The sequence below is a fragment of the Dyella soli genome, assembly GCF_054482295.1.
In genome coordinates this window covers 448,832-472,914 of sequence record NZ_JBTFFU010000002.1, presented here as the reverse complement: position 1 = coordinate 472,914, position 24,083 = coordinate 448,832, and the positions used below count along the sequence as shown (strand labels likewise).

Annotated in this window: 21 protein-coding genes; 11 read left to right on the top strand and 10 right to left on the bottom strand. The window is 67.0% G+C overall.

Going from position 1 to position 24,083, the window contains the following annotated elements:
- Positions 1–213 precede the first annotated feature (213 nt).
- Together ACXU4B_RS12560 and ACXU4B_RS12555 are read right to left on the bottom strand one after the other, a co-directional pair.
- Positions 214–1,185 (bottom strand): DedA family protein/thiosulfate sulfurtransferase GlpE, encoded by a 972-nt coding sequence (locus ACXU4B_RS12560; protein WP_131412033.1) that lies wholly within the window; start codon positions 1,183–1,185, stop codon positions 214–216.
- A 120-nt stretch (positions 1,186–1,305) separates the two neighbouring features.
- A complete protein-coding gene (locus ACXU4B_RS12555) occupies positions 1,306–2,526 on the bottom strand; it encodes an MFS transporter (protein ID WP_131412035.1) in 1,221 nt (406 codons plus the stop codon).
- A gap of 136 nt (positions 2,527–2,662) precedes the next feature.
- On the opposite strand from ACXU4B_RS12555, the gene ACXU4B_RS12550 reads away from it, so the two are divergent.
- The gene (locus ACXU4B_RS12550) at positions 2,663–3,664 is read left to right on the top strand and encodes a polyprenyl synthetase family protein (protein WP_131412038.1); all 1,002 of its coding nucleotides are present in this window, start codon (positions 2,663–2,665) and stop codon (positions 3,662–3,664) included.
- A gap of 110 nt (positions 3,665–3,774) precedes the next feature.
- On the opposite strand, the gene ACXU4B_RS12545 is transcribed toward ACXU4B_RS12550, so the two are convergent.
- The 3 genes from ACXU4B_RS12545 to ubiH are packed head-to-tail and all read right to left on the bottom strand — an operon-like array spanning position 3,775 to position 7,053.
- Positions 3,775–4,563: a dienelactone hydrolase family protein gene (locus ACXU4B_RS12545; protein ID WP_131412039.1), complete on the bottom strand. Its 789-nt coding sequence runs from the start codon at positions 4,561–4,563 to the stop codon at positions 3,775–3,777.
- A 34-nt stretch (positions 4,564–4,597) separates the two neighbouring features.
- Positions 4,598–5,803, bottom strand: coding sequence for a UbiH/UbiF/VisC/COQ6 family ubiquinone biosynthesis hydroxylase (locus ACXU4B_RS12540; RefSeq protein ID WP_131412041.1), 1,206 nt, complete (start codon positions 5,801–5,803; stop codon positions 4,598–4,600).
- 14 nt (positions 5,804–5,817) lie between these two features.
- Positions 5,818–7,053, bottom strand: a complete 1,236-nt coding sequence (gene ubiH / locus ACXU4B_RS12535) for a 2-octaprenyl-6-methoxyphenyl hydroxylase (protein ID WP_131412043.1) — start codon at positions 7,051–7,053, stop codon at positions 5,818–5,820.
- A 101-nt stretch (positions 7,054–7,154) separates the two neighbouring features.
- Between ubiH and ACXU4B_RS12530 the strand changes: the two genes are divergently transcribed.
- From ACXU4B_RS12530 to ACXU4B_RS12520, 3 genes are read left to right on the top strand one after another with little or no spacing between them, the layout of a single operon-like run.
- Positions 7,155–7,751 carry a hypothetical protein gene (locus ACXU4B_RS12530; protein WP_205746594.1) on the top strand — a complete coding sequence of 199 codons (597 nt, stop codon included), beginning with the start codon at positions 7,155–7,157 and terminating at the stop codon, positions 7,749–7,751.
- A gap of 8 nt (positions 7,752–7,759) precedes the next feature.
- Positions 7,760–8,320 carry a cob(I)yrinic acid a,c-diamide adenosyltransferase gene (locus tag ACXU4B_RS12525; RefSeq protein ID WP_131412045.1) on the top strand — a complete coding sequence of 187 codons (561 nt, stop codon included), beginning with the start codon at positions 7,760–7,762 and terminating at the stop codon, positions 8,318–8,320.
- Positions 8,321–8,339: 19 nt separating this feature from the next.
- On the top strand, positions 8,340–9,260 hold the full coding sequence (locus ACXU4B_RS12520) for a histone deacetylase family protein (RefSeq protein ID WP_205746611.1): 921 nt from the start codon (positions 8,340–8,342) through the stop codon (positions 9,258–9,260).
- Positions 9,261–9,264: 4 nt separating this feature from the next.
- On the opposite strand, the gene msrB is transcribed toward ACXU4B_RS12520, so the two are convergent.
- Positions 9,265–9,669, bottom strand: coding sequence for a peptide-methionine (R)-S-oxide reductase MsrB (msrB, locus tag ACXU4B_RS12515; RefSeq protein WP_131412049.1), 405 nt, complete (start codon positions 9,667–9,669; stop codon positions 9,265–9,267).
- Positions 9,670–9,761: 92 nt separating this feature from the next.
- On the opposite strand from msrB, the gene ACXU4B_RS12510 reads away from it, so the two are divergent.
- The 6 genes from ACXU4B_RS12510 (at position 9,762) to ACXU4B_RS12485 (ending at position 16,769) form a co-directional block, all read left to right on the top strand.
- Positions 9,762–12,212, top strand: a complete 2,451-nt coding sequence (locus tag ACXU4B_RS12510) for an LPS-assembly protein LptD (RefSeq protein ID WP_131412051.1) — start codon at positions 9,762–9,764, stop codon at positions 12,210–12,212.
- A 39-nt stretch (positions 12,213–12,251) separates the two neighbouring features.
- A complete protein-coding gene (locus ACXU4B_RS12505) occupies positions 12,252–13,598 on the top strand; it encodes a peptidylprolyl isomerase (protein WP_131412053.1) in 1,347 nt (448 codons plus the stop codon).
- 7 nt (positions 13,599–13,605) lie between these two features.
- Positions 13,606–14,661: a 4-hydroxythreonine-4-phosphate dehydrogenase PdxA gene (gene pdxA / locus ACXU4B_RS12500; RefSeq protein WP_131412055.1), complete on the top strand. Its 1,056-nt coding sequence runs from the start codon at positions 13,606–13,608 to the stop codon at positions 14,659–14,661.
- Positions 14,658–15,443: a 16S rRNA (adenine(1518)-N(6)/adenine(1519)-N(6))-dimethyltransferase RsmA gene (gene rsmA, locus ACXU4B_RS12495; protein WP_131412057.1), complete on the top strand. Its 786-nt coding sequence runs from the start codon at positions 14,658–14,660 to the stop codon at positions 15,441–15,443. The genes pdxA and rsmA overlap by 4 nt, the downstream gene beginning before the upstream one ends.
- Before the next feature lie 91 nt (positions 15,444–15,534).
- The gene (gene apaG, locus ACXU4B_RS12490) at positions 15,535–15,918 is read left to right on the top strand and encodes a Co2+/Mg2+ efflux protein ApaG (protein ID WP_131412059.1); all 384 of its coding nucleotides are present in this window, start codon (positions 15,535–15,537) and stop codon (positions 15,916–15,918) included.
- Positions 15,918–16,769, top strand: a complete 852-nt coding sequence (locus ACXU4B_RS12485) for a symmetrical bis(5'-nucleosyl)-tetraphosphatase (protein ID WP_131412061.1) — start codon at positions 15,918–15,920, stop codon at positions 16,767–16,769. The genes apaG and ACXU4B_RS12485 overlap by 1 nt, the downstream gene beginning before the upstream one ends.
- A 75-nt stretch (positions 16,770–16,844) precedes the next feature.
- Here the strand turns inward: ACXU4B_RS12485 and secA are convergent, their stop codons facing one another.
- Together secA and ACXU4B_RS12475 are read right to left on the bottom strand one after the other, a co-directional pair.
- Positions 16,845–19,583, bottom strand: a complete 2,739-nt coding sequence (gene secA, locus ACXU4B_RS12480; RefSeq protein ID WP_131412063.1) for a preprotein translocase subunit SecA — start codon at positions 19,581–19,583, stop codon at positions 16,845–16,847.
- A gap of 236 nt (positions 19,584–19,819) precedes the next feature.
- Positions 19,820–20,749, bottom strand: coding sequence for a M23 family metallopeptidase (locus ACXU4B_RS12475; protein WP_131412065.1), 930 nt, complete (start codon positions 20,747–20,749; stop codon positions 19,820–19,822).
- Positions 20,750–20,778: 29 nt separating this feature from the next.
- Here ACXU4B_RS12475 and ACXU4B_RS12470 point away from each other — a divergent pair, with 29 nt between their 5' ends.
- A complete protein-coding gene (locus ACXU4B_RS12470) occupies positions 20,779–21,252 on the top strand; it encodes a DciA family protein (protein WP_131412067.1) in 474 nt (157 codons plus the stop codon).
- Between the two features lie 241 nt (positions 21,253–21,493).
- Here ACXU4B_RS12470 and lpxC read toward each other — a convergent pair whose 3' ends face one another.
- Positions 21,494–22,408, bottom strand: coding sequence for a UDP-3-O-acyl-N-acetylglucosamine deacetylase (gene lpxC, locus ACXU4B_RS12465; RefSeq protein WP_131412069.1), 915 nt, complete (start codon positions 22,406–22,408; stop codon positions 21,494–21,496).
- Positions 22,409–22,874: 466 nt separating this feature from the next.
- Positions 22,875–24,056 (bottom strand): cell division protein FtsZ, encoded by a 1,182-nt coding sequence (gene ftsZ, locus ACXU4B_RS12460; RefSeq protein ID WP_131412071.1) that lies wholly within the window; start codon positions 24,054–24,056, stop codon positions 22,875–22,877.
- Between the last annotated feature and the right edge of the window lie 27 nt (positions 24,057–24,083).

The following is a 24,083-nucleotide window of genomic DNA, read 5'->3' as shown; positions in this document are numbered from 1 at the left end:
AAGCCGATCGATGCGACGAACAGCACAAACGCAAACAAGAGATAGAGGACATCCATGGGTTCCGACTCGACGTGTTCTGCAACGGTGCGAATTGTCGGAACCGGCGCATAAGAAAGGGGTAGCGAATCGCCACGGCGCCGTATAGAAGACGTAAAAGTTTGCCGGGGCCCCCTCTTCCCGCGGCCTGGCCCCCGGGAAAGGGGGCGCGATCCATCAGGCCGCGGAGGTTTCCTCGACCTCGACCACCACGGGCAACCGATCCACCGGATAGCCTGCGGCATCCCACGCGTCCAGTCCGCCCAACAACGGTCGGACCCGCTTGTAGCCCTGCTGCATCAAGGCCTTGGCCACCATGGCCGCCGATGCCTCGTTCGGGCAGGTGCAATAGATCACCAGCTCGCTGTCGATCGGCACGAGGCTCACGATGCGATCGACGCTTTTCACATCGGCAACCAGCGCGCCCGGGATGACCCGGGTATCCACCATGCGCGCAGCCTCGGAACGCACGTCGACGATCGCCGGCATCCGCCCCGCGGTGATGGCGCCATTGAGCTCCTCCACCGTGATGCGCGCCATGCGCAAGGTCTTCATCAGGCGCTGCCGCTGCCACCACTTCATGGCGATGTACAGCCCTAGCAGCGTGCCGAGCAACATCAGCGCAATGCTGCCGGCATTGGCCATGGCGTCGAGCACATAATCGATCTGGCCGGCGAACACGTAGCCCAGCGTCACCGCGACGCCGACCCACAGCAACGAACCGAGCCCGTCGAACAAGGCGAACGGCGCCGCCCGCAGCCCCATCGCGCCGACCAGGGGCGGGGCCACGGTGGAAAGCCCGGGCACGAACTTGGCGAGCAGCAACACGCTGCCGCGCCAACGCTGGAAGCGCAGCTCGGACTGCTTCACGCAGGAATCGGGCGATAGAGAGATGCGGCAGAGCGTGCGCATCACGCCCCCGCCGAAGTGGCGTCCGGCCGCGTACCAGGCAAAATCGGCCAGCAGGCAGGCCCCGACCGCCACCGCCAGCACGCCGGGCAAGGGCAGCCTGTCCGCCGCCGCCAGCGCCCCGGCGACGATCATGGTGGGCACCGCCGGCACCGGCGCCCCGGCCTGCTCGACCAACACATTGAGGAACACGAGCAACAGCCCGTATTGGGCGATCAGTTCGATGATGTGGTGAGCCATCGGGACCTCGAACGGCAACGTCCGGCAGGATCACGATGATTGGGGCGAACGCAGCGGAACGCAATCCACCTGTCGGGCGATTCGGTCGGAGCGGGACGACGCCGGCCGGCGGCCTGCGCGCTAGGCGCTGCCGGTCGCCTCGGCCACGCCCGCGGCGCCGGCCACCGTGCCACGGATGCGCCGCTGGCCGGCCAGCACCAACGGTAGCCACAGCAGGGTAAGGGCCGCGGCGCACAGGAACACGCCACCGGTGCCCAGTCGCCCCAGCGCCATGCCACCGACCGCGCCACCCACGAAGGCACCCAGGAACTGGCTGGTGGAATAGGCACCCATGGCCGCGCCGCGCAGCGAGGCCGGGGCCAGCTGGGACACCAGGCTGGGCAAGGCCGCTTCCAGCAGGTTGAAGGCCGAGAAGAACACCGCCGCCGCCACGCCGAGCAAGGCCAGGTGATCGCCGGACAGCGCAAAACCCAGCAGCCCCAGCCCGATCGCCACCACGCATACGGCCACGACGCGCAGGCTCTGCGCGACCTCCCGCATGCGATGCAGGCATGCCCCCATCACGAAGGCGGCGATCACCATCACCGGCAGGTACAGCTCCCAGTGCCGGTTCACCGGCAGGTGCAGGCGATCGGCCAGCAGCAGCGGCAGGCCCACGAAACTGGCCGTGAGCAGCATGTGCAGGAAGAACACCGAGCCGTTGAGCACCAGCATGCGCCCGTCGCGCAGCATCGACAGTACGCTGCCGAATGCGGCCGCAGCCGGCGCCTTGCGCCGCTCGGGCGTGGGCACGATCAGCCACAGCAGCACCAGCGCGGCCAGCGCAAGCAGGGAGGTGGCGCCGAACAGGCCGGGCAGCCCGTCGATGGCTTCCAGCGGCGGCCCGAGGATCAGCGCCAGCAGGAACGCGACGCCAATGGACACGCCGATGATGCCCATCACCTTGCCGCGGTTTTCCTCGCGCGTCAGGTCCGCCGCCAGCGCGGTGCCGGCGCCGGCCACCGCGCCCATGCCCTGCAGCGCCCGCCCGACCACGATGCCCATCAGGCTGTGCGAGCAAGCCGCGAGCAGCCCACCGGCGGCAAACACCAGCAGGCCGATGGTGATGGCCGGCTTGCGCCCGATGCGGTCGGACAGCAGCCCCAGCGGAATCTGCAGCAGCACCTGGCCCAGGCCATAGACACCCAGCGCCATCCCGATCAGCCACGGCGTCGCATCCGGCATCTGCTTCGCGTAGAGCGAGAACACCGGCATGATCAGGAACAGGCCGAACAATCGCAGGCTGATGACGCAGGCGAGGGTCAGTGCGCTGCGCCGTTCGAGTGGGGAAAGTTTGCTCACCGGGATGTTCTTGCCATGAGGATCTACCCCGTCATTATACGGTTGCGTCCCCGAATCGAACCGTGGTGCCGTGTCGCGCCGCATTCTTGCGGCGTACAGCCCCTATAATCGGCTGACACGATGCCGCGATTTGCTCATGACCACGACTCACGCCGACACCCGCCGTCCCGCCGACTTTGCCGCCGTACGAGACCTAGCCGCGGGGGACATGCAGCGCGTCGACACGCTCATCCGCACCCGACTCTCTTCCGACGTCGTCCTGATCAACCAGATTGCCGACCACATCATCGCCGGCGGCGGCAAGCGGCTGCGGCCCATGCTGCACGTGCTGGCGGCGGGCGCGGCGGGCTATCGCGGCGAACAGCACGTCAAGCTGGCGGCGATCATCGAGTTCATCCATACCTCCACCCTGCTGCACGACGACGTGGTGGACGAGTCGGACCTGCGACGGGGCCGCAAGACCGCCAATGCGCTGTGGGGCAACGCGGCCAGCGTGCTGGTCGGCGACTTCCTCTACTCGCGCTCGTTCCAGTTGATGGTCGAGCTGGACGACATGCGCATCATGCGCATCCTGGCCGACACCACCAACACCATCGCCGAAGGCGAAGTACTGCAGCTGCTCAACATCGGCAACGCCGACGTGGATGAAAGCGCCTACCTCGCCGTGATCGAGCGCAAGACCGCGGTGCTGTTTGCCGCCGCCACCGAACTGGGCGGCCTGCTGGGCGGGCTGCCGGACGACCAGGTGGCCGCGCTGCGCCGTTACGGCATGGAGCTTGGCTATGCGTTCCAGATCGCCGACGACCTGCTCGACTACGTGAGCGATGCCGACACGCTGGGCAAGAACATCGGCGACGACCTCGCCGAAGGCAAGCCCACCCTGCCGCTGATCTACGCGCTGCAGAAGGCCGATGCCGAACAGCGGCAGTCGTTGCGCCACGCAATCGAACACGGCGGCCTGGACTCGCTGGATCGCATCATCGCCGCCATCCGCGATTCCGGTGCACTGGAACGCACGCACGAACGCGCCGTGCTGCATGCCGATGCCGCCCGCGAGGCGCTGCGTGCGCTGCCGGAATCCCCATGGCGCGAGGCGCTGGCGACGCTGGCGGACTATTCGGTGCAGCGCCGCTTCTGACCCGTCAGTCGCTGGCCGACGGCAGGCCCGCCGACGCCGGGCCCTGCCGCGCGAAGCCACCCGGCCCGCCATCCCGGCGAACGCCGGCATGACGGACCCGGTACAAGCGCTCAGGGCGCGCCGCTGAACGCCCCGTGCAGCCAGTCGTGCATGAGCCGGTAACTGCGCTGCGCCGCACGCTCGTCGTACATGCAGCCCGGCTTGTGCTGGTCGGTTTCGGTGAAGCAGTGCACCGAGTTTCCAAGCACCACGAACTGCCAGTCCGCCTTGCTGCCACGCATCTCGTCCATGAACTTGTCGGCGTCGGGCATGGTGCCCTTGTCGTCGGCGCCGTTCATCACCAGCACGCGCGCCTTGATCTGCTTGGCGAGCGACGGATCGTCCGTCTGCAGGGCGCCGTGGAACGACACCACCGCGGCGACGTCCGCGCCGCTGCGGGCCAGGTCCAGCACCGCCGAACCTCCGAAGCAGAAGCCGATGGCGGCGAGCTTGGTCAGGTCGATCGGCGCATCCTTGCCCTGCGCCTTGAGCTGGTCGAGCGCGAGATTGATGCGCTTGCGCATCAGTCCACGGTCGCCATACAGCGGCTTTACCGCGGCCATGGCCTGGTCGTCGCTGGTGGGACGCACCTTCTCGCCGTACATGTCGGTGACGAGAATCACGTATTCCTTGCCAGCGATGCCGTCGGCCTTGCTCAGCGCCAGGTCGTTGACGCCATACCAGTTGGGCACCATGACCAGGCCCGGCCGCCTGGTGGCGACCGCATCGTCATACACCAGCACGCTGTGGAACCTGGTGCCGCCCTCGGTCCATTCGACGGGCTTGTGCACCATCTTCGCCTGTGCGGCGAAGGCAAATCCGGACAGCAACAGCAAACAGCCAAGTCGGACCATGCGCATGACTTCCACTCCTCAGTGGCGGGGATCGATTCGTTCAGAGGCCGGCGGCGTGCTCCGCAAGCCGGCGCTTGATGGGGGACAGGCGGTCGAACAGGCGCACTCCGAGGCTGCGCGCCGCCACCAGCGGCGGCGACGTCCAGCCGAAGATGCGCGCCAGCGCATCGAAACTCAGCGCATCCAGCGTGTCCGCACTGCGACGGCGGCGCGCGTAACGGCGCAGCACCTGGGCCGCTGCGATGTCGACACCGTCGTCACGCGCAGCGACCAGGGTCTGGCTCAGTTCGGCCACGTCACGCAGGCCAAGGTTCACGCCCTGCCCGGCCAGCGGATGCACGGCGTGTGCAGCATCGCCCAACAGCACGAAGCGCTCGGCCTGGTAGCTCCTGGCCAGTTGCAGCCGCAGCGGAAACGCGGCACGTACCGTGCTGCCGGTGATACGACCCAGGCGAAAGTCGCTGGCCACGCCGAGTTCGTCGCGGAAGGCCTGCTCGTCCAGCGCCATCACGCGTTGCGCCTCGGCTTCCGGCAGCGACCACACGATCGAGCTGCGCCCGTCGGCCAGCGGCAGCAACGCAAGCGGGCCGGTGGCGAGGAAGCGCTGCCACGCGGTGCCTTCATGCGGGCGCTCCGTGCTCACGTGGGCGACGACGCCGCGCTGGGCGTAATCGCGCCCTTGGGTTTCGATGCCTGCCTGCGTGCGCAACGGCGAACCGGCGCCATCGGCGGCGACCAGCAGGCGGGCCGACAGCGTCTCCGCCTCGGCACCAACCAGTGCGAGTTGCACCCGGTCCTCGAACACTTCGAATCCGCTGACCTGGGCCGGGCAGAGCCGACGCACGCCGGCCGCCTCGAGCGCCTGCCACGACTGCCACTGCACGAGACTGTTCTCGACGATATAGCCGAGCAGGTCGCGCCCTTCGGCGGCGGCATCGAAGTGGATGGACGCACCCGTCGCCGCGTCCCACACGTGCATGTGCGCGTACGGACCGGCGCGCGCTTCGCGTATCGCCGTCCACACGCCGAGCTCATCCAGCAGCGCGATCGATGACGGCGCCAGGCCCACCACGCGCAGGTCCACTTCGTCGCTTGGCGACCACGGCGCCGGTGCGCGCGCTTCGAGCAGTGCCGTGGCAAAGCCGGCGCGCGCCAGCGACAGCGCGGCGGCTGCCCCGACCATGCCGCCGCCGACCACCGCCACATCCAGCGCCGGCCCGCGGCGGCGCGGGGCATCGCTGCGCATTGCTGACCTCGTGCTCACGGCAGACGCTCCAGTACCGCCCGCGGCGGCGTGCCTCGAAAACCCATGCCACGCCGGGCCAGCAGGCGCTGCAACGGCGGCACGCGATCGAGCGCGAACATGGCGATCGAGCGCAACGGCCCCAGCAGCGGTTGCGGCAGGCAGGCAAGCTGCACCAGCCCATGGCTCATGGTCATGGTGCCTTCGCGATCGGGGGCGCGGCGTTCGGCGTAGCCGGCCAGCAGCGCGTCCGCACCGGGATCGTCGGCACCGATGATCATCTCCGCCAGCGTCAGCGCATCGCGCAGGCCGAGGTTGAAGCCCTGCGCGCCGATCGGATGGATGGTCTGCGCCGCATTGCCGACCAGCACCGCCCGGCGCGCCACCACGGCGCCTGCCGCCACGCGCTTGATCGCGTAGGGATGGCGCCGCCCGGGCCGGCTCAGCCGGCCGAGCCGCCAGCCGAAGCGCTGCTGGGCCAGCGCGATGAAGGCATCGTCATCCAGCGCGGCGACGGCGTCGGCCTCGGCCCGCGGCACGGTCAGCACCATGCCGCAGCGGCGCCCCGCCAGCGGCAGCAAGGCCAGCGGGCCGCCATCGGCAAAGCGCTCATAGGCGCGGTTGGCGTGGTCGCGCTCGGGTGTCACCGTGCAGACGAACAGGGTTTGCCGGTAATCGTGCTGCTCGGCGCCGACGCCGAGGTGTTCGCGCACGAACGAAGCGGTGCCGTCGGCACCGACCAGCAGCGGCGTGTCGATGTCGACCGTGCCGTCGGCGGTGCGGATGCGGGCGCGCCAGCCCCCGGCGTGCCCCTCGAGCGCCTCCAGCGTCGCCGGCGCCAGTCGCCTGAGCCGGGTGCAGGTGTCGAGGCGGCGCAGAAGGGCCGCCCCGAGTTCGCGCGCCGGCAAGGTCCAGCCAAGCGCATCGACGCCTTCGCGCTGCGCATCCATGTGCACGCTGCCGAACTCGCCGGCGCGCGTGACGTGGATGTGACGGATCGGCGTGGCCTGGGCGGCGGCATACGGCCAGACGCCGATCGCGATCAGCCCGTTGACCGTGGCCCGGGCGAGCGCGAGGTTGCGTTCGTCATAGCTGGGCTGGTCGTCGACGCGGGGCGCGGCCGCCTCGACCATCACGGCATCGATGCCCGCGGCGTCCAGCGCGATGGCCAGGCTGGCGCCGACCAGGCCGCCACCGACGATGAGCACCGGCCGCCGGTCCGTGGTGGCTGCTGGGTGGGTTGGGGTAGTCATGGCGCCGAATGATACGCGCTGCAGCCCGCCGGGCCCCATCTGGATGCCCGCAATTGGGATAGACTTATCGTCTGCACTTTGCGTAACACTTGGAGCAACTCATGGCTATGACGCAGACCCGGCGGTTGGGCATCTTCCTGGCACTCGCCCTGGTGATGGCAGCCACTCGCATTCACCACTTCGCCGCCATGCCCGATGCGTCATGGGCCGTGTTCTTCCTCGCCGGCTTCTGGCTGCGCGGCTCGGCCCGCTGGGCGTTCCCGCTGCTGATGGCCGAGGCGGTGCTGGTCGATTACCTCGTGATCACCGGCCAGGGCATGGATTTCTGGAGCCACTACTGCGTGTCGCCCGCCTATTGGGCCCTGGTTCCCGCGTACGCCAGCCTGTGGCTGGGCGGCAACTGGCTGGCCCGTCACCAGCGTGGCCTGCACGTCTCCACGCTGGGGCTGGCCGCGGTCGCCCTGCTGGCCGGCGAACTGGTCTGCTACGTGATTTCCAACGGCAGCTTCTACTGGGTCAGCAACAGCGTGCCGCAGCCGCGCAGCCTGGGCGCCTGGGCCGTGAACCTGGGTGACTGGTACCTGCCCTTCCTCGGCACCACGGCGCTGTACGTCGCCATCGGCGCCGTGCTGCACGTGCTGGTGATCCAGCTTGCCCGCACGCTTGGCCACGCCGCCCCGCGCGGCCTGCGTCACTGAGATCGTGCGTGGGAAACCGTCTTTCGAAGATCTACACGCGCACGGGCGACGACGGCAGCACCGGACTCGGTGACGGCTCGCGCGTCGCCAAGGATTCGCTGCGCGTCAGCGCCTACGGCACCGTCGACGAGCTCAACAGCAGCATCGGCATGGTGCTGGCCGCCGACGGCGTCGACGACGCCGTGCGCGAAGTCCTCACCCAGGTCCAGCACGACCTGTTCGACCTCGGTGGCGAGCTGTGCATTCCCGGCATGGCCATGGTCCAGGACCAGGACATCGAGCGGCTCGAACACGTGCTCGATGGGTTCAACGACCCGCTGCCGCCGCTGAAGGATTTCATCCTGCCCGGCGGTGGCATGGCCGCGGCCTGCTGCCACCTGGCGCGTACCGTATGCCGCCGCGCCGAGCGCGAGGTGATTGCGCTGGCCCGTGACGAGGAAGTGCGGCCGCAAGCCCAGCGCTACCTCAACCGCCTGTCCGACCTGCTGTTCGTGATCTCGCGCGTGCTGGCCCGCGCCAGCGGCCACGGCGAGGTGCTGTGGCAGCACGAGCGCCGCCGCAGGTCCTGAGGGGATAGCCGGTTCCATGCTGCGGCTCTACACCCACGCCAGCTGCCTGCAGCACGACCCCGGCCCGGGCCAACCCGAGTCACCGGCGCGCCTGCGCGCCGTGCTGCAGGCGCTCGACGAGGACCGTTTCGCGGCGCTCGACCGCGTCGAGGCGCCACACGCCACGCGCGAACAGCTGCTGCGCGTGCACACGGCGGCGCATGTCGACCGCATCCTCGGCACCGTGCCAGAGAGCGGCACGGTCCGCCTCGACGAAGACACGCTGATGTCGCCCAGTTCGGCCGAGGCGGCGCTGCGCGCGGCCGGCGCCACGGTCGCCGCGGTCGATGCCGTGCTTGGCGCCCGGAGCGGACAGGCCTTCTGCGCCGTGCGCCCGCCCGGCCACCACGCCACGCCGGACCAGGCGATGGGTTTTTGCCTGTTCAACAATATCGCGGTGGCGGCAGCGCATGCGCTGGCCGTGCATGGACTCAAGCGCATCGCCATCGCGGATTTCGACGTCCATCACGGCAACGGCACGCAGGACATCTTTGCCAACGACCCGCGCGTGCTGTTCGTTTCCAGCCATCAGATGCCCTTGTATCCGGAGACCGGGCGCGAGGACGAGCGGGGCGTGGGCAACATCATCAATGCGCCGCTCTCGCCGGGCGACGGCTCCTACGAGTTCCGCGAGTTGTGGGAGGGCAGCCTGCTGCCGCGCATGCACCTGTTCAAGCCGCAGCTGGTGCTGGTGTCGGCCGGCTTCGATGCGCACCGCATGGACCCGCTGGCCGACCTGCGCCTGGGCAGCGAGGACTACGCCTGGATCACCGGCCGCCTGCTCGACCTGGCCCACGCCCATGCCGACGGCCGCCTGGTGTCCAGCCTTGAAGGCGGCTACAACCTGCAGGCCCTGGCCAGCAGCGTTGCCGCCCACGTGGGCGCACTGCTCGACGGCTAGCCGGTCAGTCGCCGGCGGCGACGAAGTCCAGCGCCACCGAGTTGATGCAATAGCGCAACCCGGTCGGCTTGGGGCCGTCCGCAAAGACGTGACCAAGATGTGAATCGCACTCGGCGCAGCGCACCTCGGTACGGCGCATGCCCTGGCCTTCGTCCTGGCGCAGGCTGACAGCCGTGCGGACGATGGGCTGGAAGTAGCTGGGCCAGCCCGATCCGGAGTCGTACTTCGCCTCGGAGGCAAACAGCCTGGCCCGGCAGGCCGCGCACACGTAGGTCCCTGCGCCCTTGTGCCGGTACCACTTGCCACTGAACGGCGGCTCGGTGGCCGAGCACCGGCAGACGGCGTACTGCTCGGGCGTCAGTTCGGCGCGCCACTGGGCGTCGGTCTTGCTCAGTTTGTGCTCAGTCATGCTGAATCCTTCGCGTCGGGCCGGGTATCCAACTGCCGTCGATGGGGGCTTTCTGATAGTTTTACGAGCCTCACAGCCGACAGACTGCCATCGTGACGCCCAAGCTGCCTTCGCGCCACCTGCCTCCGCGCCGCCTGCTGGCGGTTGCAGCCGCACTCGCCCTGTCCGGCGCCCCGGTCGAAGCCCAGACGGCAGCCGAACAGACGTCCACGCCGGCGACCCCGCAGCCCTCGGCGCTGCCCAGTTGCCCGCTGGGCGCGTATCACTGCCCGCCGCGCCCGGTCAATTTCAACATGTGCCGTCCCAACGCCATGCTGTCGTTCTACGACCCGACGCTGAGCAAGGACAGTTCGCTGCGCGACACCTCCAACACCTTCGTGACCGCCCAGCGCGTCGATGGCTCGAACCAGACCGTCTACCACATGGAAGGCAACGTGAAGGTCGAGCGCGCCGACCAGCGCCTGCAGGCGGACGTGACCGATTACAACAACGACACCACCGACTACGACGCGCGCGGCAACGTGCGCTACCAGGAAGTCGGCCAGCTGATGTCGTCCGACCATATCCGCGGCAACCAGGACGCCAGCACCGGCACGGCCGACAACGTCAGTTACCAGATGCTGACCAACCGCGGCAACGGCGTCGCCGCGCAGGGCCAGTTGCTGGACGACCAGCGCAGCCGCTACACGCAGGCGACCTACTCCACCTGCGACGTCGGCCACCACGTGTGGGAGATCCATGCCAAGGACATCCGCATGGACAAGGAAACCGGCGAAGGCACCGCGCACGATGCCACCATGGTGGTCGGCGGCGTGCCGATCTTCTGGTTGCCGACCTTCACCTTTCCGATCAATGACGAACGCAAGAGCGGCTTCCTGACCCCGACCATCGGCAACTCCAGCCGCTCGGGCTTCATGGTCAGCGCGCCGTACTATCTCAACCTGGCGCCGAACTACGACGCGACGCTCGATCCGCGCATCTACACCGACCGCGGCGTGATGCTGGGCGGCGAATTCCGCTACCTCGTGCCGGGAAGCACCGGCCAGCTGAACTTCGAATTCCTGCCGAACGATCGCGGCGACCCCGATCCCAATACGGTGGCCAACACCACCGGCACCGATCGCTGGCTGCTGAAATACAACGATTACACGCACATCTATGGGCCGTGGTCGTTCAGCACTTCGATCAACCGCGCCTCGGACCGCAACTACCTGCGCGACTTCGGCAACGACCTCTACACCGCGGCCATCGGCACGCTCAGCTCCAACGCCTATGTCAACGGCGGCGGCAAGTGGGGCGAGGCGTTCTGGAACGCGCAGTTCGGCGCGGACTATTACCAGAACGTCGACCCGTCGCTGCCCGACTCGGTGGTGCAGTACAAGCGCTGGCCGCGTGGCGCGTTCAACATCAACCTGCCGATCAATCGCTGGCTGGAAGTCGGCGCCAACACCGAGGCGGTGGCGTTCCGCAAGGACGACGTGGTCGAGGGCAATCGCCTGGACCTGTATCCCTACCTCGCGGCGGACTTCCGCGGCGCGGCCTGGTTCGTCAAGCCCAAGCTGGCCTATCGCTACACGGCCTACGACCTCACCGGGCAGTACAGCCTGTTCGGATATAGCGGTCCGCTGGCACCCGGCCAGGCCACGCCTTTCACCAACAACTCGCCCAGCCGGTCGCTGCCGATCGTCAGCGTGGACAGCGGCCTGATCTTCGACCGCAGCACGTCGCTGTTTGGCACCAGCTACACGCAGACGCTCGAGCCGCGCCTGTACTACCTGTACGTGCCGTATCGCAACCAGAACAACCTGCCGCTGTTCGACACCAACCTGATGTCGTTCGATTCGTGGGAGCTGTTCACGCCCAACCAGTATTCGGGCGCCGACCGGCAGATGAACGCGAACAACCTCAGCGCGGCGCTGACCACGCGCCTGCTCGATGACAACGGCGTGGAACGCCTGTCGGCGAGCATCGGCCAGATCCACTACTTCACCCAGCAGCGCGTGCAGCTGCCCAACGGCCCCAACACGGTCACCCCGGTCACCGACTGGTCGGGCTCGGACTACGCCGTGGACCTGAGCACCCAGCTCAGCGATGACTGGAAGCTCACGTCCTCCTACCAGTGGAACCCGAACACCAGCCTCACCGACCTGGGTGCCATCACGCTGCAGAAGCGCATCCAGACCGACGGCATCGTCAATTTCTCGTACCGCTACCGCCGCACCCCGGGCACTAACCTGCCGCTGCTGGAACAATACGACGCCTCGGTGGTCTACCCCGTCTCCGATCGCTGGCGCCTGATTGGCCACTGGACCTACTCGGTGCTCGACAAGCGCACGGTGGAGGCCCTGGCCGGCGTGGAATACGACAGCTGTTGCGTGGCGTTGCGCCTGATCGGGCGGCACTACGTGAATACCTACGACTACAACACGCAGCTGGGCTCGACCAACACCGCGATCATGGTGGAAGTGGAGTTCAAGGGCATGGGCGGGTTCACCGGTCAGTCGGAAAACGCCCTGCGCAATGGTATTCTTGGTTATCAATAACTTCCCTGTCGCCCCCGGCGACTGAAGGCCCCAAAACTGATGAAGCAGCCCCTCGCGTTGTTCCTGCTCGCGGTCGCCACCGCGACTGCCTTGCCCACCCATGCCCAGTTGCTGCCGCAGGCCGGCACCGGCAAGCAGCCGCTCGACCGTATCGTGGCGGTGGTGGACGAGGGCGTGATCCTGCAGAGCGAGCTGAACGAGGCCGTGCGCTCGGTCCAGCAGCAGTACGCCAGCAACCCGGGCCAGCTGCCGCCGATGAACGTGCTGCAGCGCCAGGTGCTGGACCGCCTGATCCTGATGAAGCTGCAGGTGCAGCGCGCCGACGAACAGGGCATCCGCGTCTCGGACGCCGATGTCGACCAGGCCGTCAATGCCGTGGCCCAGCAGAACAAGATGACGCCGGAACAGCTGCGCGCGGCCGTCGAGCACGAAGGCTCGAGCTTCGCGGCGTTCCGTCGCCAGCTTTCCGAGCAGCTGGTGGCCCAGCGCCTGCACGAAAGCGTCGTGCGTGACCAGGTGAATATCACCGACAGCGAGATCAACAACCTGCTGGCCAGCCCGTCGTACAAGGCCGGCGAGATCCACCTGGCGCACATCCAGGTCAGCCTGCCGGCCGGCGCCACCGCCGCCGACATCAAGACGGCGCAGGAAAAATCCGAGCAGGCCCTGAATGCCATCCGTGGTGGCATGGACTTCCACGCCGCGGCGATCCGCTACTCCGATGCCCAGGACGCCCTCGAAGGCGGCGACCTCGGCTGGCGCCGCGTGGACGAAGTCCCGCCCGCGTTCGCCGACGCCGTGGCCAGCATGAAGGCCGGCGACGTCACCCCGGCCCTGCGCGGCCCCACCGGTTTCCACATCCTCAAGCTGATCGAGCAGCGCGCGCCAAGCCGCCAGGTCGTGCAGGAGTTCCATGCGCGCCAGATCCTGATCAAGCCCAGCGAGCTGGTGACGCCAGAGCAGGCCCACCAGAAGGCCGAAGACCTCTACAACCGCATCGTCAACAAGCACGAGGACTTCGCCAAGCTGGCGAAAGAGAACTCGAAGGACGACACCACCGCCAACAACGGCGGTGACATGGGCTGGTTCGGGCTGCAGGACTGGGGCAGCAACGTCGCCCAGCACCTGGGCGAACTGAAGGACGACCAGGTTTCGCAGCCGTTCCAGAGCGAGGCCGGCTGGCACATCCTGCAGCGCCTGGGTGCCCGCCAGAGCGACCGCACCGACGAAATCTCGCGCAACCAGGCACGCCAGGCCATCGGCAACCGCAAGGCGGAGCAGGTCTACGAAGACTATTTGCGCGACATGCGCTCCGGCGCCTATGTGAACATCCTGGTGCCCGAGCTGCGTGAGGCTGGCGAGCAGCAGGGCACGAAGTCTTCCTGAGGCCGCGTTGACTAACCTTGCCCTTCCCCGGCTGGCCGTCACTGCGGGTGAGCCGGCGGGCATCGGCCCCGAGCTGCTGATCCGGTTGGCCGCCAGTTCGCTGGCGGCCAATTTCGTTGCGATCACCGATCGCGACCTGCTGCTGCGGGCCGCCGCGCGCTGCGGTGCCTCCATCGAGCTGATCGAGGACGACGGAGCGCCGCTCCGGCAACGCCGCGCCGGCCAGCTGTGCGTTCGCCATGTTGCGCTGGGCACCCGCGAGACGCCGGGCCAGCCTGATCCGCGCAATGCCGCGCATGTGCTGGCGACGCTGGCCGAGGCCGCGGATGGCTGCGCGGCGGGGCGCTACGCGGCGGTGGTCACGGCGCCGCTGCAGAAGTCGTCGATCAACGACGCGGGCATCCCCTTCAGCGGGCACACCGAATTTTTTGCCGGGCGCGCCCACGCCGACGTGGTGATGATGCTGGCCAGCCCCGAGCTGCGCGTGGCGCTGGCCACCACGCATCTCCCGCTGGCGTCGGTGCCAGCCGCCATCACCCAGGAGAGCCTGGAGCGCGTGCTGCGCATCGTGCACCGTGAGTTGCGCGACACCTTCGGCCTGGCCGAGCCGCGCATCGGCGTGCTTGGCCTCAACCCGCACGCCGGCGAAGGCGGCCACCTCGGGCGCGAGGAAATCGACACCATGATCCCGGCGCTGGACCGCCTGCGCCGCGAGGGCATGCAGCTGCTCGGCCCACTGCCCGCCGATACCGCCTTCGTACCCGCCCAGCGCGAACGCTACGACGCCGTGCTGGCGATGTACCACGACCAGGCGTTGCCGGTGCTGAAGAGCGAGGCATTCGATCGCACCGTCAACCTCACGCTCGGCCTGCCCTTCATCCGCACGTCGGTGGACCATGGCACCGCGCTCGATCTTGCCGGCACCGGACGGGGCGACCCGTCCAGCCTGATCGCCGCCGCGACGATGGCGCTGGATCTCGTGGCCCGACGCGCCACCCGCTCACCCTCCAGCCCCCGGGGAGCGGGGCGAGGCGAGGGATCAACCTCGCAAGGACTCCCATGAACGCACGTCCCAAGAAAAGTTTCGGCCAGCACTTCCTGCACGAGAAGCGCTACATCGAGCGCATCGTCAGTGCCATCTCGCCCCGCGAAGACGACTTCGTGGTCGAGATCGGCCCCGGTGAAGGCGCACTGACCCTGCCCCTGCTCGCCGCCGCCCGCAAGCTCACCGCCATCGAGCTGGATACCGACCTCATCCCCGACCTGGCAGCGCGTGCCGCCAGCGTGGGCGAGCTGAGCATCATCCATTCGGATGTGCTGAAGGTGGACTTCACCGCGTTGGCGCATCGTCATGGGGTGGAGCGCCTGCGCATTGCGGGCAACCTGCCCTACTACATTTCCAGCCCCATCCTGTTCCATTGCGTCGAGCATGCCGCTGCGATCCAGGACATGCACTTCATGCTGCAGAAGGAAGTGGTCGACCGCATGGCGGCCGAACCCGGCAGCAAGGTGTATGGGCGATTGTCGGTCATGCTGCAGCTGGTCTGTCGCGTGGAGCCCTTGTTCACCGTGCCGCCGGGCGCCTTCCGGCCGCCGCCGAAGGTCGACTCCGCCGTGGTGCGACTGGTGCCGCTGGCGCCCGCGCAGTTGCCCGACGCGGATCCCGAGCGCATCTACACCATCGTGAAGGCGGCCTTCGCACAGCGGCGCAAGACGCTCGGAAATGCGCTCAAGCATGTCATGGACAGCAGCGCCATCATGGCCGCTGACGTCGATCCCAAGGCACGGGCGGAAACGCTCTCGCCTCACGACTACGTGCGCCTGGCCCGGGTTCCCAGCAACTGATCCAGAGCGCACCTACGTGACAGCGGGCTGTGATGCAGCCCGCTGCCCTCAGGCCTCCCCCTTGCGCGGCGTCTGCCCGTACAATCGCGGCATGAACGAACGATCTCCCTACACGATCGACGTGCAGGTCGAGCCCCGCTTTGTCCCCGACCAGTCTCGACCCGGCGACAATCGCTACGTCTTTGCCTACACGATCACCCTGCACAACGCAGGCGCCGTCCCCGCGCGCCTGCTGACCCGCCACTGGGTCATCACCGATGCCAACGGCAAGGTGGAAGAAGTCACCGGCGAAGGCGTCGTCGGCGAACAGCCGTGGATCCGCCCGGGCGACGATTACGAGTACACCTCCGGCGCCGTGCTGGAAACCGCGGTCGGCGTCATGCAGGGCAGCTACGAGATGCTGGCGGATGACGGCACGCGCTTCGAGGCGCCCATCCCGCCCTTCACCCTCTCCATCCCCCGTACGCTGCACTGATGGCTACGTACGCAATCGGAGATGTGCAGGGCTGCCATCCCGAACTCCAGCGCCTCCTCGACAAGATCCGCTTCGACCCATCCAGTGACCGCCTCTGGTTCTGCGGCGACCTGGTCAATCGTGGCGGGCAGTCACTGGAAACGCTGCGGCTGATCCACAGCCTGCGCGAGCAGTCGGTGGTGACCCTGGGCAACCACGACCTCAGCCTGCTGGCGATTGCGCAGCGGCGGCCGGAGGCGCAGTCCAAGGTCAATCCGGAATTGCGTGAAGTGTTGTTTGCCGACGACGCGCCCGTACTGATGGAATGGCTGCGTTCGCAGAAGCTGCTGCACCACGACGAACAACTCAACTGGACCATGGTGCACGCCGGGCTTGCCCCGTCGTGGACGCTGCGCCAGGCCCAGCGCTCGGCGCAGGAGATCGAGCGCGAACTGGGCAGCCCGCGTCATCCGCGCCTGTTGAAGAATCTGTTCGGCAATCGCCCCGCTGCCTGGAACAGCCGCCTGCAGGGCATCGAGCGCATGCGCGCCTCGATCAACACTCTGACCCGCATGCGCTACTGCGACATCCACGGACGCATCGACTTCGAGAGCAAGGGCATTCCCGGCACGCAGAAGCCCGGCATGTATCCGTGGTTCGAAGTACCCGGCATGCGCCGCCGCGAAGCCCGCATCGTGTGCGGACACTGGTCGGCCCTGGGCCGCTTCTCCGGCATGGGCATCTACGCGATCGACACCGGCTGCGTCTGGGGTGGCCAGCTCACGGCGCTGCATCTGGATGCCGAGGAACCGCGCTACATCACGGTGGATGCCGAGCCGTACCGCAAGCGCCCGCCGGGCGCCGAGGACTGAGCGACCCCACCCGTCGCCGGCAGTCGCGATATAGGCCAAAAAGAAACCCCGCCATGGCGGGGTTTCTTTTGGCCGTCAGCTCAACTGGCCGTGACAGTGCTTGTACTTCTTGCCCGAGCCGCAGGGGCACGGGTCATTGCGACCGATCCGCGCGCCTTCGTGCACGCCAGTCGCCGTCGCCGCCGCGGCCATGCTGCCGGCCGCCACCGCTTCCGGGTCGGCACCGAGCGCGCCCACGGGCGCACCGCCGCCATGCGCCAGCATCTGGCGCTGCAGGCGCTCGGCCAGGCGCTGCTGTTCGGCTTCCATCGCGGCGACTTCTTCTTCGCTGCGCACGCGCACGCGCGCCAGCATCTGCACGACTTCGGTCTTGATGCGGTCGAGCATGCTGGAGAACAGTTCGAACGACTCGCGCTTGAACTCCTGCTTCGGCTGCTTCTGCGCATAGCCGCGCAGGTAGATGCCCTGGCGCAGGTAGTCCATGCTCGCCAGGTGTTCCTTCCAGGCGTTGTCGACCACGCTGAGCATGATGTGCTTCTCGAGCTGGCGCATGGTGTCCACGCCGACCTGCTGCTCCTTGGCCTTGAACAGCTGCTCGACGCCTTCGCGCACGTGCTCCAGGATCGCCTTGTCGTCGATCTCGTGCTGCTGCTCGACCCAGTGCCTGAGGTCCAGCGACAGGCCGTACTCGCTTTCCAGCTCGCGATCGAGGCCGGCGATGTCCCACTGTTCGTCGACGCTGTCGGCCGGCACGTGGCGACGCACCAGTTCGGTGGTCACGTCGTCGCGGATGTCGGCGATGGTCTCGGAGACGTCATCGACTTCCAGCAATTCGTCGCGCTGGCGATAGATCACCTTGCGCTGGTCGTTGGCGACGTCGTCGAACTCGAGCAGGTGCTTGCGGATGTCGAAGTTGTGCTGCTCGACCTTGCGCTGCGCCTTTTCGATCTGGCGGCTGACCATACGGTCTTCCAGCGCGTCGTCTTCCTTCATGCCGAACATGCGCATCCAGCGGCCGACCCAGTCACCCGCAAAGATGCGCAGCAGGTTGTCCTGCAGCGAGAGGTAGAAACGCGAGGAACCCGGATCGCCCTGGCGGCCCGAACGGCCACGCAGCTGGTTGTCGATGCGGCGCGATTCGTGGCGCTCGGTGCCAACGATATGCAGGCCGCCGGCAGCGAGCACTTGTTCGTGGCGCTTCTTCCATTCGGCCTTGACGCGTTCGCGGTCGGCGTCGGTCGCACCTTCCGGCAGCCCGGCGTGCGCGGCCTCGAGGCTGCCGCCCAGCACGATGTCGGTGCCGCGGCCCGCCATGTTGGTGGCGATGGTGACCGAGCCCGGCGCACCAGCCTGCGCGACGATGTGCGCTTCGCGCTCATGCTGCTTGGCGTTGAGCACTTCGTGCGGGATCTTGGCCTTGCGCAACAGCTCGGACAGCAGCTCGGAGACTTCGATCGAGGTGGTGCCCACCAGCACGGGCTGCCCGCGCTTGTGGCAATCCTTGATGTCCTCGATCACCGCCTTGTACTTCACTTCCTGGCCGAGGAAGACCATGTCGGCGTTGTCCTGGCGGATCATCGGCTTGTGGGTGGGAATGACCACCACTTCCAGGCCGTAGATCTGCTGGAACTCGTACGCTTCGGTGTCGGCCGTACCGGTCATGCCGGACAGCTTCTTGTACATGCGGAACAGGTTCTGGAACGTCACCGTGGCCAGCGTCTGGTTCTCGCGCTGGATCGGCACGCCCTCCTTCGCTTCCACCGCCTGGTGCAGGCCGTCCGACCAGCGGCGCCCCGGCAGCGTGCGGCCGGTGAATTCATCGACGATCACCACCTCGCCGTCGCGCACGATGTAGTCCACGTCGCGGTGATAGATGGCGTTGGCGCGCAGGGCCGCGTTGAGGTGGTGCACGACGGCCAGGTTCTTGGAGTCGTACAGGCCGCTCTCGGGGTCGATGACGCCGGCTTCGCGCAGCAGCTCGTCGGCATGCGACATGCCCTCTTCGGACAGGTGCACCTGCTTCTGCTTTTCGTCGACGAAGTAATCGCCGGTGGTGTCTTCCTTCTCCTGGCGGATCATCTTCGGGACGATCTTGTTCACCGCGATGTACAGCTGCGGGGAATCCTCGGCCGGGCCGGAGATGATCAGCGGCGTACGTGCCTCGTCGATCAGGATGGAGTCGACCTCGTCGACGATGGCGTAGTGCAGGCCGCGCTGGTAGCGCTGGTCCTTGCTGAGCGCCATGTTGTCGCGCAGGTAGTCGAAGCCGAATTCGTTGTTGGTGCCGTAGGTGATGTCGGCGGCGTACGCCTCGTGCTTGTCGGCATGGTCCATGCCCGGCCAGACCACGCCGGTCGACAGGCCCAGGAAGCCGTACAGCTTGCCCATCTGGCCGGAGTCGCGGCGGGCCAGGTAGTCGTTCACGGTGACCACGTGGACGCCCTTGCCTTCCAGCGCGTTCAGATACACCGGCAGCGTGGCGACCAGGGTCTTGCCCTCGCCCGTGCGCATTTCCGCGATGCGGCCGGAATGCAGCACCATGCCGCCGATCAGCTGCACGTCGTAATGGCGCATGCCGAGCACGCGCTTGGCGCCCTCGCGCACCACCGCGAAGGCTTCCGGCAGCAGCTTGTCCAGCGACTCGCCGGCGGCGACACGCTGCTTGAACTCGTCCGTCTTGGCGCGCAGCGCCTCGTCGCTCAGCTTTTCAAATTCGGGTTCCAGCGCATTGATGCGCGAAACATTCTTGGAGAGCTGGCGCAGCACACGTTCGTTGCGGCTACCGAAAAGGCTCGTCAGGGCGCGATTGAACATCGATCTTCCGGATCCAGGGATTCATGAGCCGCCCACCCGGTAACTCCGGGCAGGCGAAAGGATTGATGATACTAGGGTCGGCGGGCTATCCCAAACGCCGGACCGGGCCCGCTGCCGCCGGCCCGTCGGCCGGCAACGGTGCCGGCCCGCGAACTCCCCCCATCACCGTCCGCCAACAGGAGTGGCGGCAGCCCGGATGGCTTTCAAGGGCGCTGAGATGCCGCCCGCGCCGGCGCTCAGCGATGGTTCTTCACAAACGCCAGCGGATTGACCACGCGGCCCTTGTACCAGACCTCGAAATGCACATGGGAGCCGGTGGAGCGGCCGGTGGAGCCGGCTTCGGAGACCACGTCGCCCACGTGCACGCGCTGGCCCGGCCGCACGTCCAACCGGCTGTTGTGGGCATAACGGGTCATGTAACCGTTGCCATGGTCGATCTCGATGACCTCGCCATAGCCGGTGCGTTCGCCGGCATAGGTGACCATGCCCTCGGCCACCGCATGCACCGGGGTGCCCTTGGGCGTGGAGATGTCCAGGCCCGTGTGGTACGCGCTGTGGCCGCTGAACGGATCGGGGCGACCACCAAAATAGGAGGAGATGTAGCCGTCCACCGGCATCCCGGTCGGCTTCAGGTTGGACTCGATCCTGGCATCCAGCAGCAGGCTCTGCAGCGCGGAAAGCTGCGCCTGCTGGCTGTCGAACTGGTTGGCCAGGTCATTGATGCTGGTATCGAGCGTCTGCGGGAGCGCATAGCTGCTGTCAGCGGTGTCTTCCACACCGCCCACCGCGGGTTGCTCGTCGAAATTGAACTCGCCGTCGTCGAGCTTGCCGACCTGGGTCAGGCGTTCGCCGAGCGCGTTGAGCCGCGTCGACTGGGCCTGCAACTGGCCCAGCTTCACCGCCAGCGCATCGATGTCGCGCTGGGCGTCCTTGCGCACGCCGGCCAGTTGCTTGTCCTGCTGCTGCACCTGCTGGTGCAGTCGGTGGATTTCCGACAGGGCCCGGTCGTGGGGACTGGCCACCACCATCGCGACCGCGCCACCGAGGCCGGCGCAACCGAGCACGGCAGCCGCAGCCAGGGCGAACAGGCGAAAACGCAGCCGCCGGTCCGCGAGATTCAGGGTTTTAGGCACCTTTTTGGTGCGCGACACAAGTATGATTTGCATGTCTTTCCACGTCGAAGATGTCGGCATCCATGCAGCGCGACGCTCCACCGCCTTCCCGCCGCACCGGTTCCGGACTAAAGCCCGTCATCGAGTTCGGCCCTATTGCCTCACTGGCCCGCAAAGCCCGTGAGCTGGATGCATTGGATCGCGCACTGCGCCAGACGTTACCGTCACCACTCCGCGAGCAGGTTCGCTTCGCCAACCTGCAAGACGGCCGCCTCGTTTTTCTGGCTCCGTCACCGGCTCTGGCCGCCAGGCTGCGCCTTCTCCAGGCGCAAATCCTCTCGACCGCACGTGCCGTGGGCACGTACGCCAGTTCAGTCACCGTGAAAGTGGCCCCCCAACCACCGACAGAAAACGTGCCGGATCGGTCCAAACCGCTTTCGAAGGCCGCCGCCTCTCACCTGAGAGCCGCCGCGACCTCAACCACAGACCCCGAATTACGGGATCTGTTCCTTGAGCTGGCGTCCATCGCCGAAGTTTCTGATTCCCAAACCGGCTGAACGGGTGGGTCGCACGTGGTGCGCCCTGCTCCGCCCGGTTCCATCGCCGTACTTCTCCGACGCCGACCCGGAAGCCGGCGTTCCCGAACTTATACCACGCCCCCACGGACCTGACGGACTGGAATGTCATCAGAACGTGAACAGCTGCCGATGGAAGTGGCGAGGTATATCACAAAACGAACGGCCGCGTCTTGTGGACGCGGCCGTTCAGTTTATTCAGCTTGGACGCGGACTTAGCGCATCAGATGGCTTGCGCCGGGTGCGCGTAGGAGATCGGCGAGGTGGCCGGGTCGTCCGCAAAGCTCACCTCTTCCCAGGCCGTGGCATCGGCCATCAGGGTGCGCAGCAGCTTGTTGTTGAGCTCGTGGCCCGACTTGTGGGCGTAGTACGCGCCCACCAGGCTGTGGCCCAGCAGGTAGAGATCGCCGATCGCGTCGAGGATCTTGTGCTTGACGAACTCGTCCTCGTAACGGAGGCCGTCCTCGTTGAGCACGCGGTAGTCGTCCAGCACCACGGCGTTGTCCATCGAGCCGCCCAGCGCCAGGTTGTGCTCGCGCAGCATCTCGATGTCGCGCATGAAGCCGAAGGTACGGGCGCGGCTGACTTCCTTCACGAACGAGGTGGTGGAGAAGTCGATTTCCGCCTTGGACGTGCGCTTGCTGATGATCGGGTGGTTGAACTCGATCGAGAAGCCCACCTTGAAGCCCTCGAACGGCTCGAAGCTGGCCCACTTGTCGCCTTCCTGCACCTTGATCGGCTTCTTGATGCGGATGAAGCGCTTGGCGACGTTCTGTTCCTCGATGCCGGCGGACTGCAGCAGGAACACGAACGGACCGGCGCTGCCGTCCATGATCGGCACTTCGGGAGCGGAAAGATCGACATAGGCGTTGTCGATGCCCAGGCCCGCCATGGCGGAGAGCAGATGCTCCACCGTGGAGACGCGCACGTCACCGTTCACCAAGGTGGTGGACAGGCGGGTGTCGCCGACGTTGTCCGGGCGCGCCGGGATGTCGACCGGCGGGTTGAGATCGGTACGGCGAAACACGATGCCCGTGTTGGGGGCAGCGGGGCGAAGCGTCATGTACACCTTGTCGCCGGTATGCAGACCGACGCCGGTGGCGCGAATGATGTTCTTGAGCGTACGCTGCTTGATCATTTTTTTGGTACCTGTAAGGGGCAGCAGCCAAATTAGGGGAGGGATGCTAACACAGTCTTAACCTGTGAAAAGGCAATCCACACCACACACTCTGTTCACCCTTTCATGTTTCTTTCATTCATGAACGAGTTCCATTCATGGGGCGAACAGAAATTTTCCTAATATCTTCAATGACTTGATTCAGACGCAGCGCCCCGCGCCGGGACGGGATTCCGGTCGCGGGACGCTGGACCCGCCTGGGAATCATTCCCGGGCCGGTCATGCGTCATCCCTGAAGCACGGTCTTTGAAGCCTTGCGTACGACAAGAACGCACGCCGGGCAGCATCAGCCAAGCCCCCGCACCCTGGCGGGAAAGGCCTCGCGGGCTCGGGACCACCTGCGTGGTCCAAGTCGCGATTTGTCACTGACAAGTGAAACCGGCGTTTTGTTCAATTTTTCTTCAAATTATCTGTCCAGTCAGTTTTCTCAGTCGGCCTGGCGGCGCAGGAAGGCCGGGATGTCGAGGTAGTCGAAGCTCGGATCGGCGCCCTTGTTCGGCGCGCTGCCATCGACGCGGCTGCTGACGGTCTGTTCCGGCTGGGCGTAGTCGACCACTTCGTTGCCGGTGCCCGTGCGCAGCACGACCGGGCGCGGACGCTGGCGCATCTCGACCTGCTGGGTCACCACCGGGCGCATCGGCTGGCGGGCTGCAGCGCGGTTGAGGCCGGTGGCCACCACGGTGACGCGTACGTCGTCCTGCATCTCCGGGTCGAGCGAGGTACCCATCACGACCGTGGCATCTTCGCTGGCGAAGTCGTGGATGATGCGCCCGATTTCGTCAAATTCGCGCATGGTCAGGTTCGGGCCGGCCGTCACGTTGACCAGGATGCCGCAGGCGCCGTTGAGGTTGACGTCTTCCAGCAACGGGTTGTTGATGGCCGCCTCGGCCGCAGCCTGGGCGCGATCGTCGCCGCGTGCGGTGCCCGAGCCCATCATCGCCATGCCCATCTCGGACATCACGGTGCGTACGTCGGCGAAGTCGACGTTGATCAGGCCCGGTGCGGTGATGAGATCGGCAATACCCTGCACGGCGCCCTGCAGCACGTCGTTGGCGGCCTTGAACGCATTAAGAAGCGTCACTTCACGGCCAAGCACGGAGAGCAGCTTCTCGTTGGGCACGGTGATCAGCGAATCGACGTGCTGCGAGAGGTCCTCGATGCCCTTCATCGCCACCTGCATGCGGCGACGACCCTCGAACGGGAACGGCTTGGTGACCACCGCCACGGTGAGGATGCCCTTCTCCTTGGCCAGCTGGGCCACCACCGGCGCTGCGCCGGTACCGGTGCCGCCGCCCATGCCGGCGGTGATGAACACCATGTCCGCGCCGTCGAGCATTTCCTCGATGCGCTCGCGATCCTCGAGCGCGGCCTGGCGGCCCACTTCCGGATTGGCGCCCGCGCCCAGGCCCTTGGTGACATTGGCACCGAGCTGCAGGTGCGTACGCGAGCCGCAGCTCTTCATCGCCTGCGAGTCGGTGTTGGCGACGACGAACTCGACGCCTTCAATGTTTGCATTGAGCATGTGCGCCACGGCGTTCCCGCCGCCGCCGCCCACGCCGATGACCTTGATTACTGCATTCGGTGCGAGTTTTTCGATGAGTTCAAACATTTCCCGTCCTCCGTAGAGCATCGTTGT

What these genes read in the sequence shown, in the direction of transcription:
- ACXU4B_RS12560 (WP_131412033.1), bottom strand. Translation starts at nt 1,185, where the DNA reads ATGGCTCACCACATCATCGAACTGATCGCCCAATACGGGCTGTTGCTC.
- ACXU4B_RS12550 (WP_131412038.1), top strand. Translation starts at nt 2,663, where the DNA reads ATGACCACGACTCACGCCGACACCCGCCGTCCCGCCGACTTTGCCGCC.
- ACXU4B_RS12545 (WP_131412039.1), bottom strand. Translation starts at nt 4,563, where the DNA reads ATGCGCATGGTCCGACTTGGCTGTTTGCTGTTGCTGTCCGGATTTGCC.
- ACXU4B_RS12540 (WP_131412041.1), bottom strand. Translation starts at nt 5,803, where the DNA reads ATGCGCAGCGATGCCCCGCGCCGCCGCGGGCCGGCGCTGGATGTGGCG.
- ubiH (WP_131412043.1), bottom strand. Translation starts at nt 7,053, where the DNA reads ATGACTACCCCAACCCACCCAGCAGCCACCACGGACCGGCGGCCGGTG.
- ACXU4B_RS12530 (WP_205746594.1), top strand. Translation starts at nt 7,155, where the DNA reads ATGGCTATGACGCAGACCCGGCGGTTGGGCATCTTCCTGGCACTCGCC.
- msrB (WP_131412049.1), bottom strand. Translation starts at nt 9,669, where the DNA reads ATGACTGAGCACAAACTGAGCAAGACCGACGCCCAGTGGCGCGCCGAA.
- ACXU4B_RS12505 (WP_131412053.1), top strand. Translation starts at nt 12,252, where the DNA reads ATGAAGCAGCCCCTCGCGTTGTTCCTGCTCGCGGTCGCCACCGCGACT.
- rsmA (WP_131412057.1), top strand. Translation starts at nt 14,658, where the DNA reads ATGAACGCACGTCCCAAGAAAAGTTTCGGCCAGCACTTCCTGCACGAG.
- apaG (WP_131412059.1), top strand. Translation starts at nt 15,535, where the DNA reads ATGAACGAACGATCTCCCTACACGATCGACGTGCAGGTCGAGCCCCGC.
- ACXU4B_RS12485 (WP_131412061.1), top strand. Translation starts at nt 15,918, where the DNA reads ATGGCTACGTACGCAATCGGAGATGTGCAGGGCTGCCATCCCGAACTC.
- secA (WP_131412063.1), bottom strand. Translation starts at nt 19,583, where the DNA reads ATGTTCAATCGCGCCCTGACGAGCCTTTTCGGTAGCCGCAACGAACGT.
- ACXU4B_RS12475 (WP_131412065.1), bottom strand. Translation starts at nt 20,749, where the DNA reads ATGCAAATCATACTTGTGTCGCGCACCAAAAAGGTGCCTAAAACCCTG.
- ACXU4B_RS12470 (WP_131412067.1), top strand. Translation starts at nt 20,779, where the DNA reads ATGCAGCGCGACGCTCCACCGCCTTCCCGCCGCACCGGTTCCGGACTA.
- lpxC (WP_131412069.1), bottom strand. Translation starts at nt 22,408, where the DNA reads ATGATCAAGCAGCGTACGCTCAAGAACATCATTCGCGCCACCGGCGTC.
- ftsZ (WP_131412071.1), bottom strand. Translation starts at nt 24,056, where the DNA reads ATGTTTGAACTCATCGAAAAACTCGCACCGAATGCAGTAATCAAGGTC.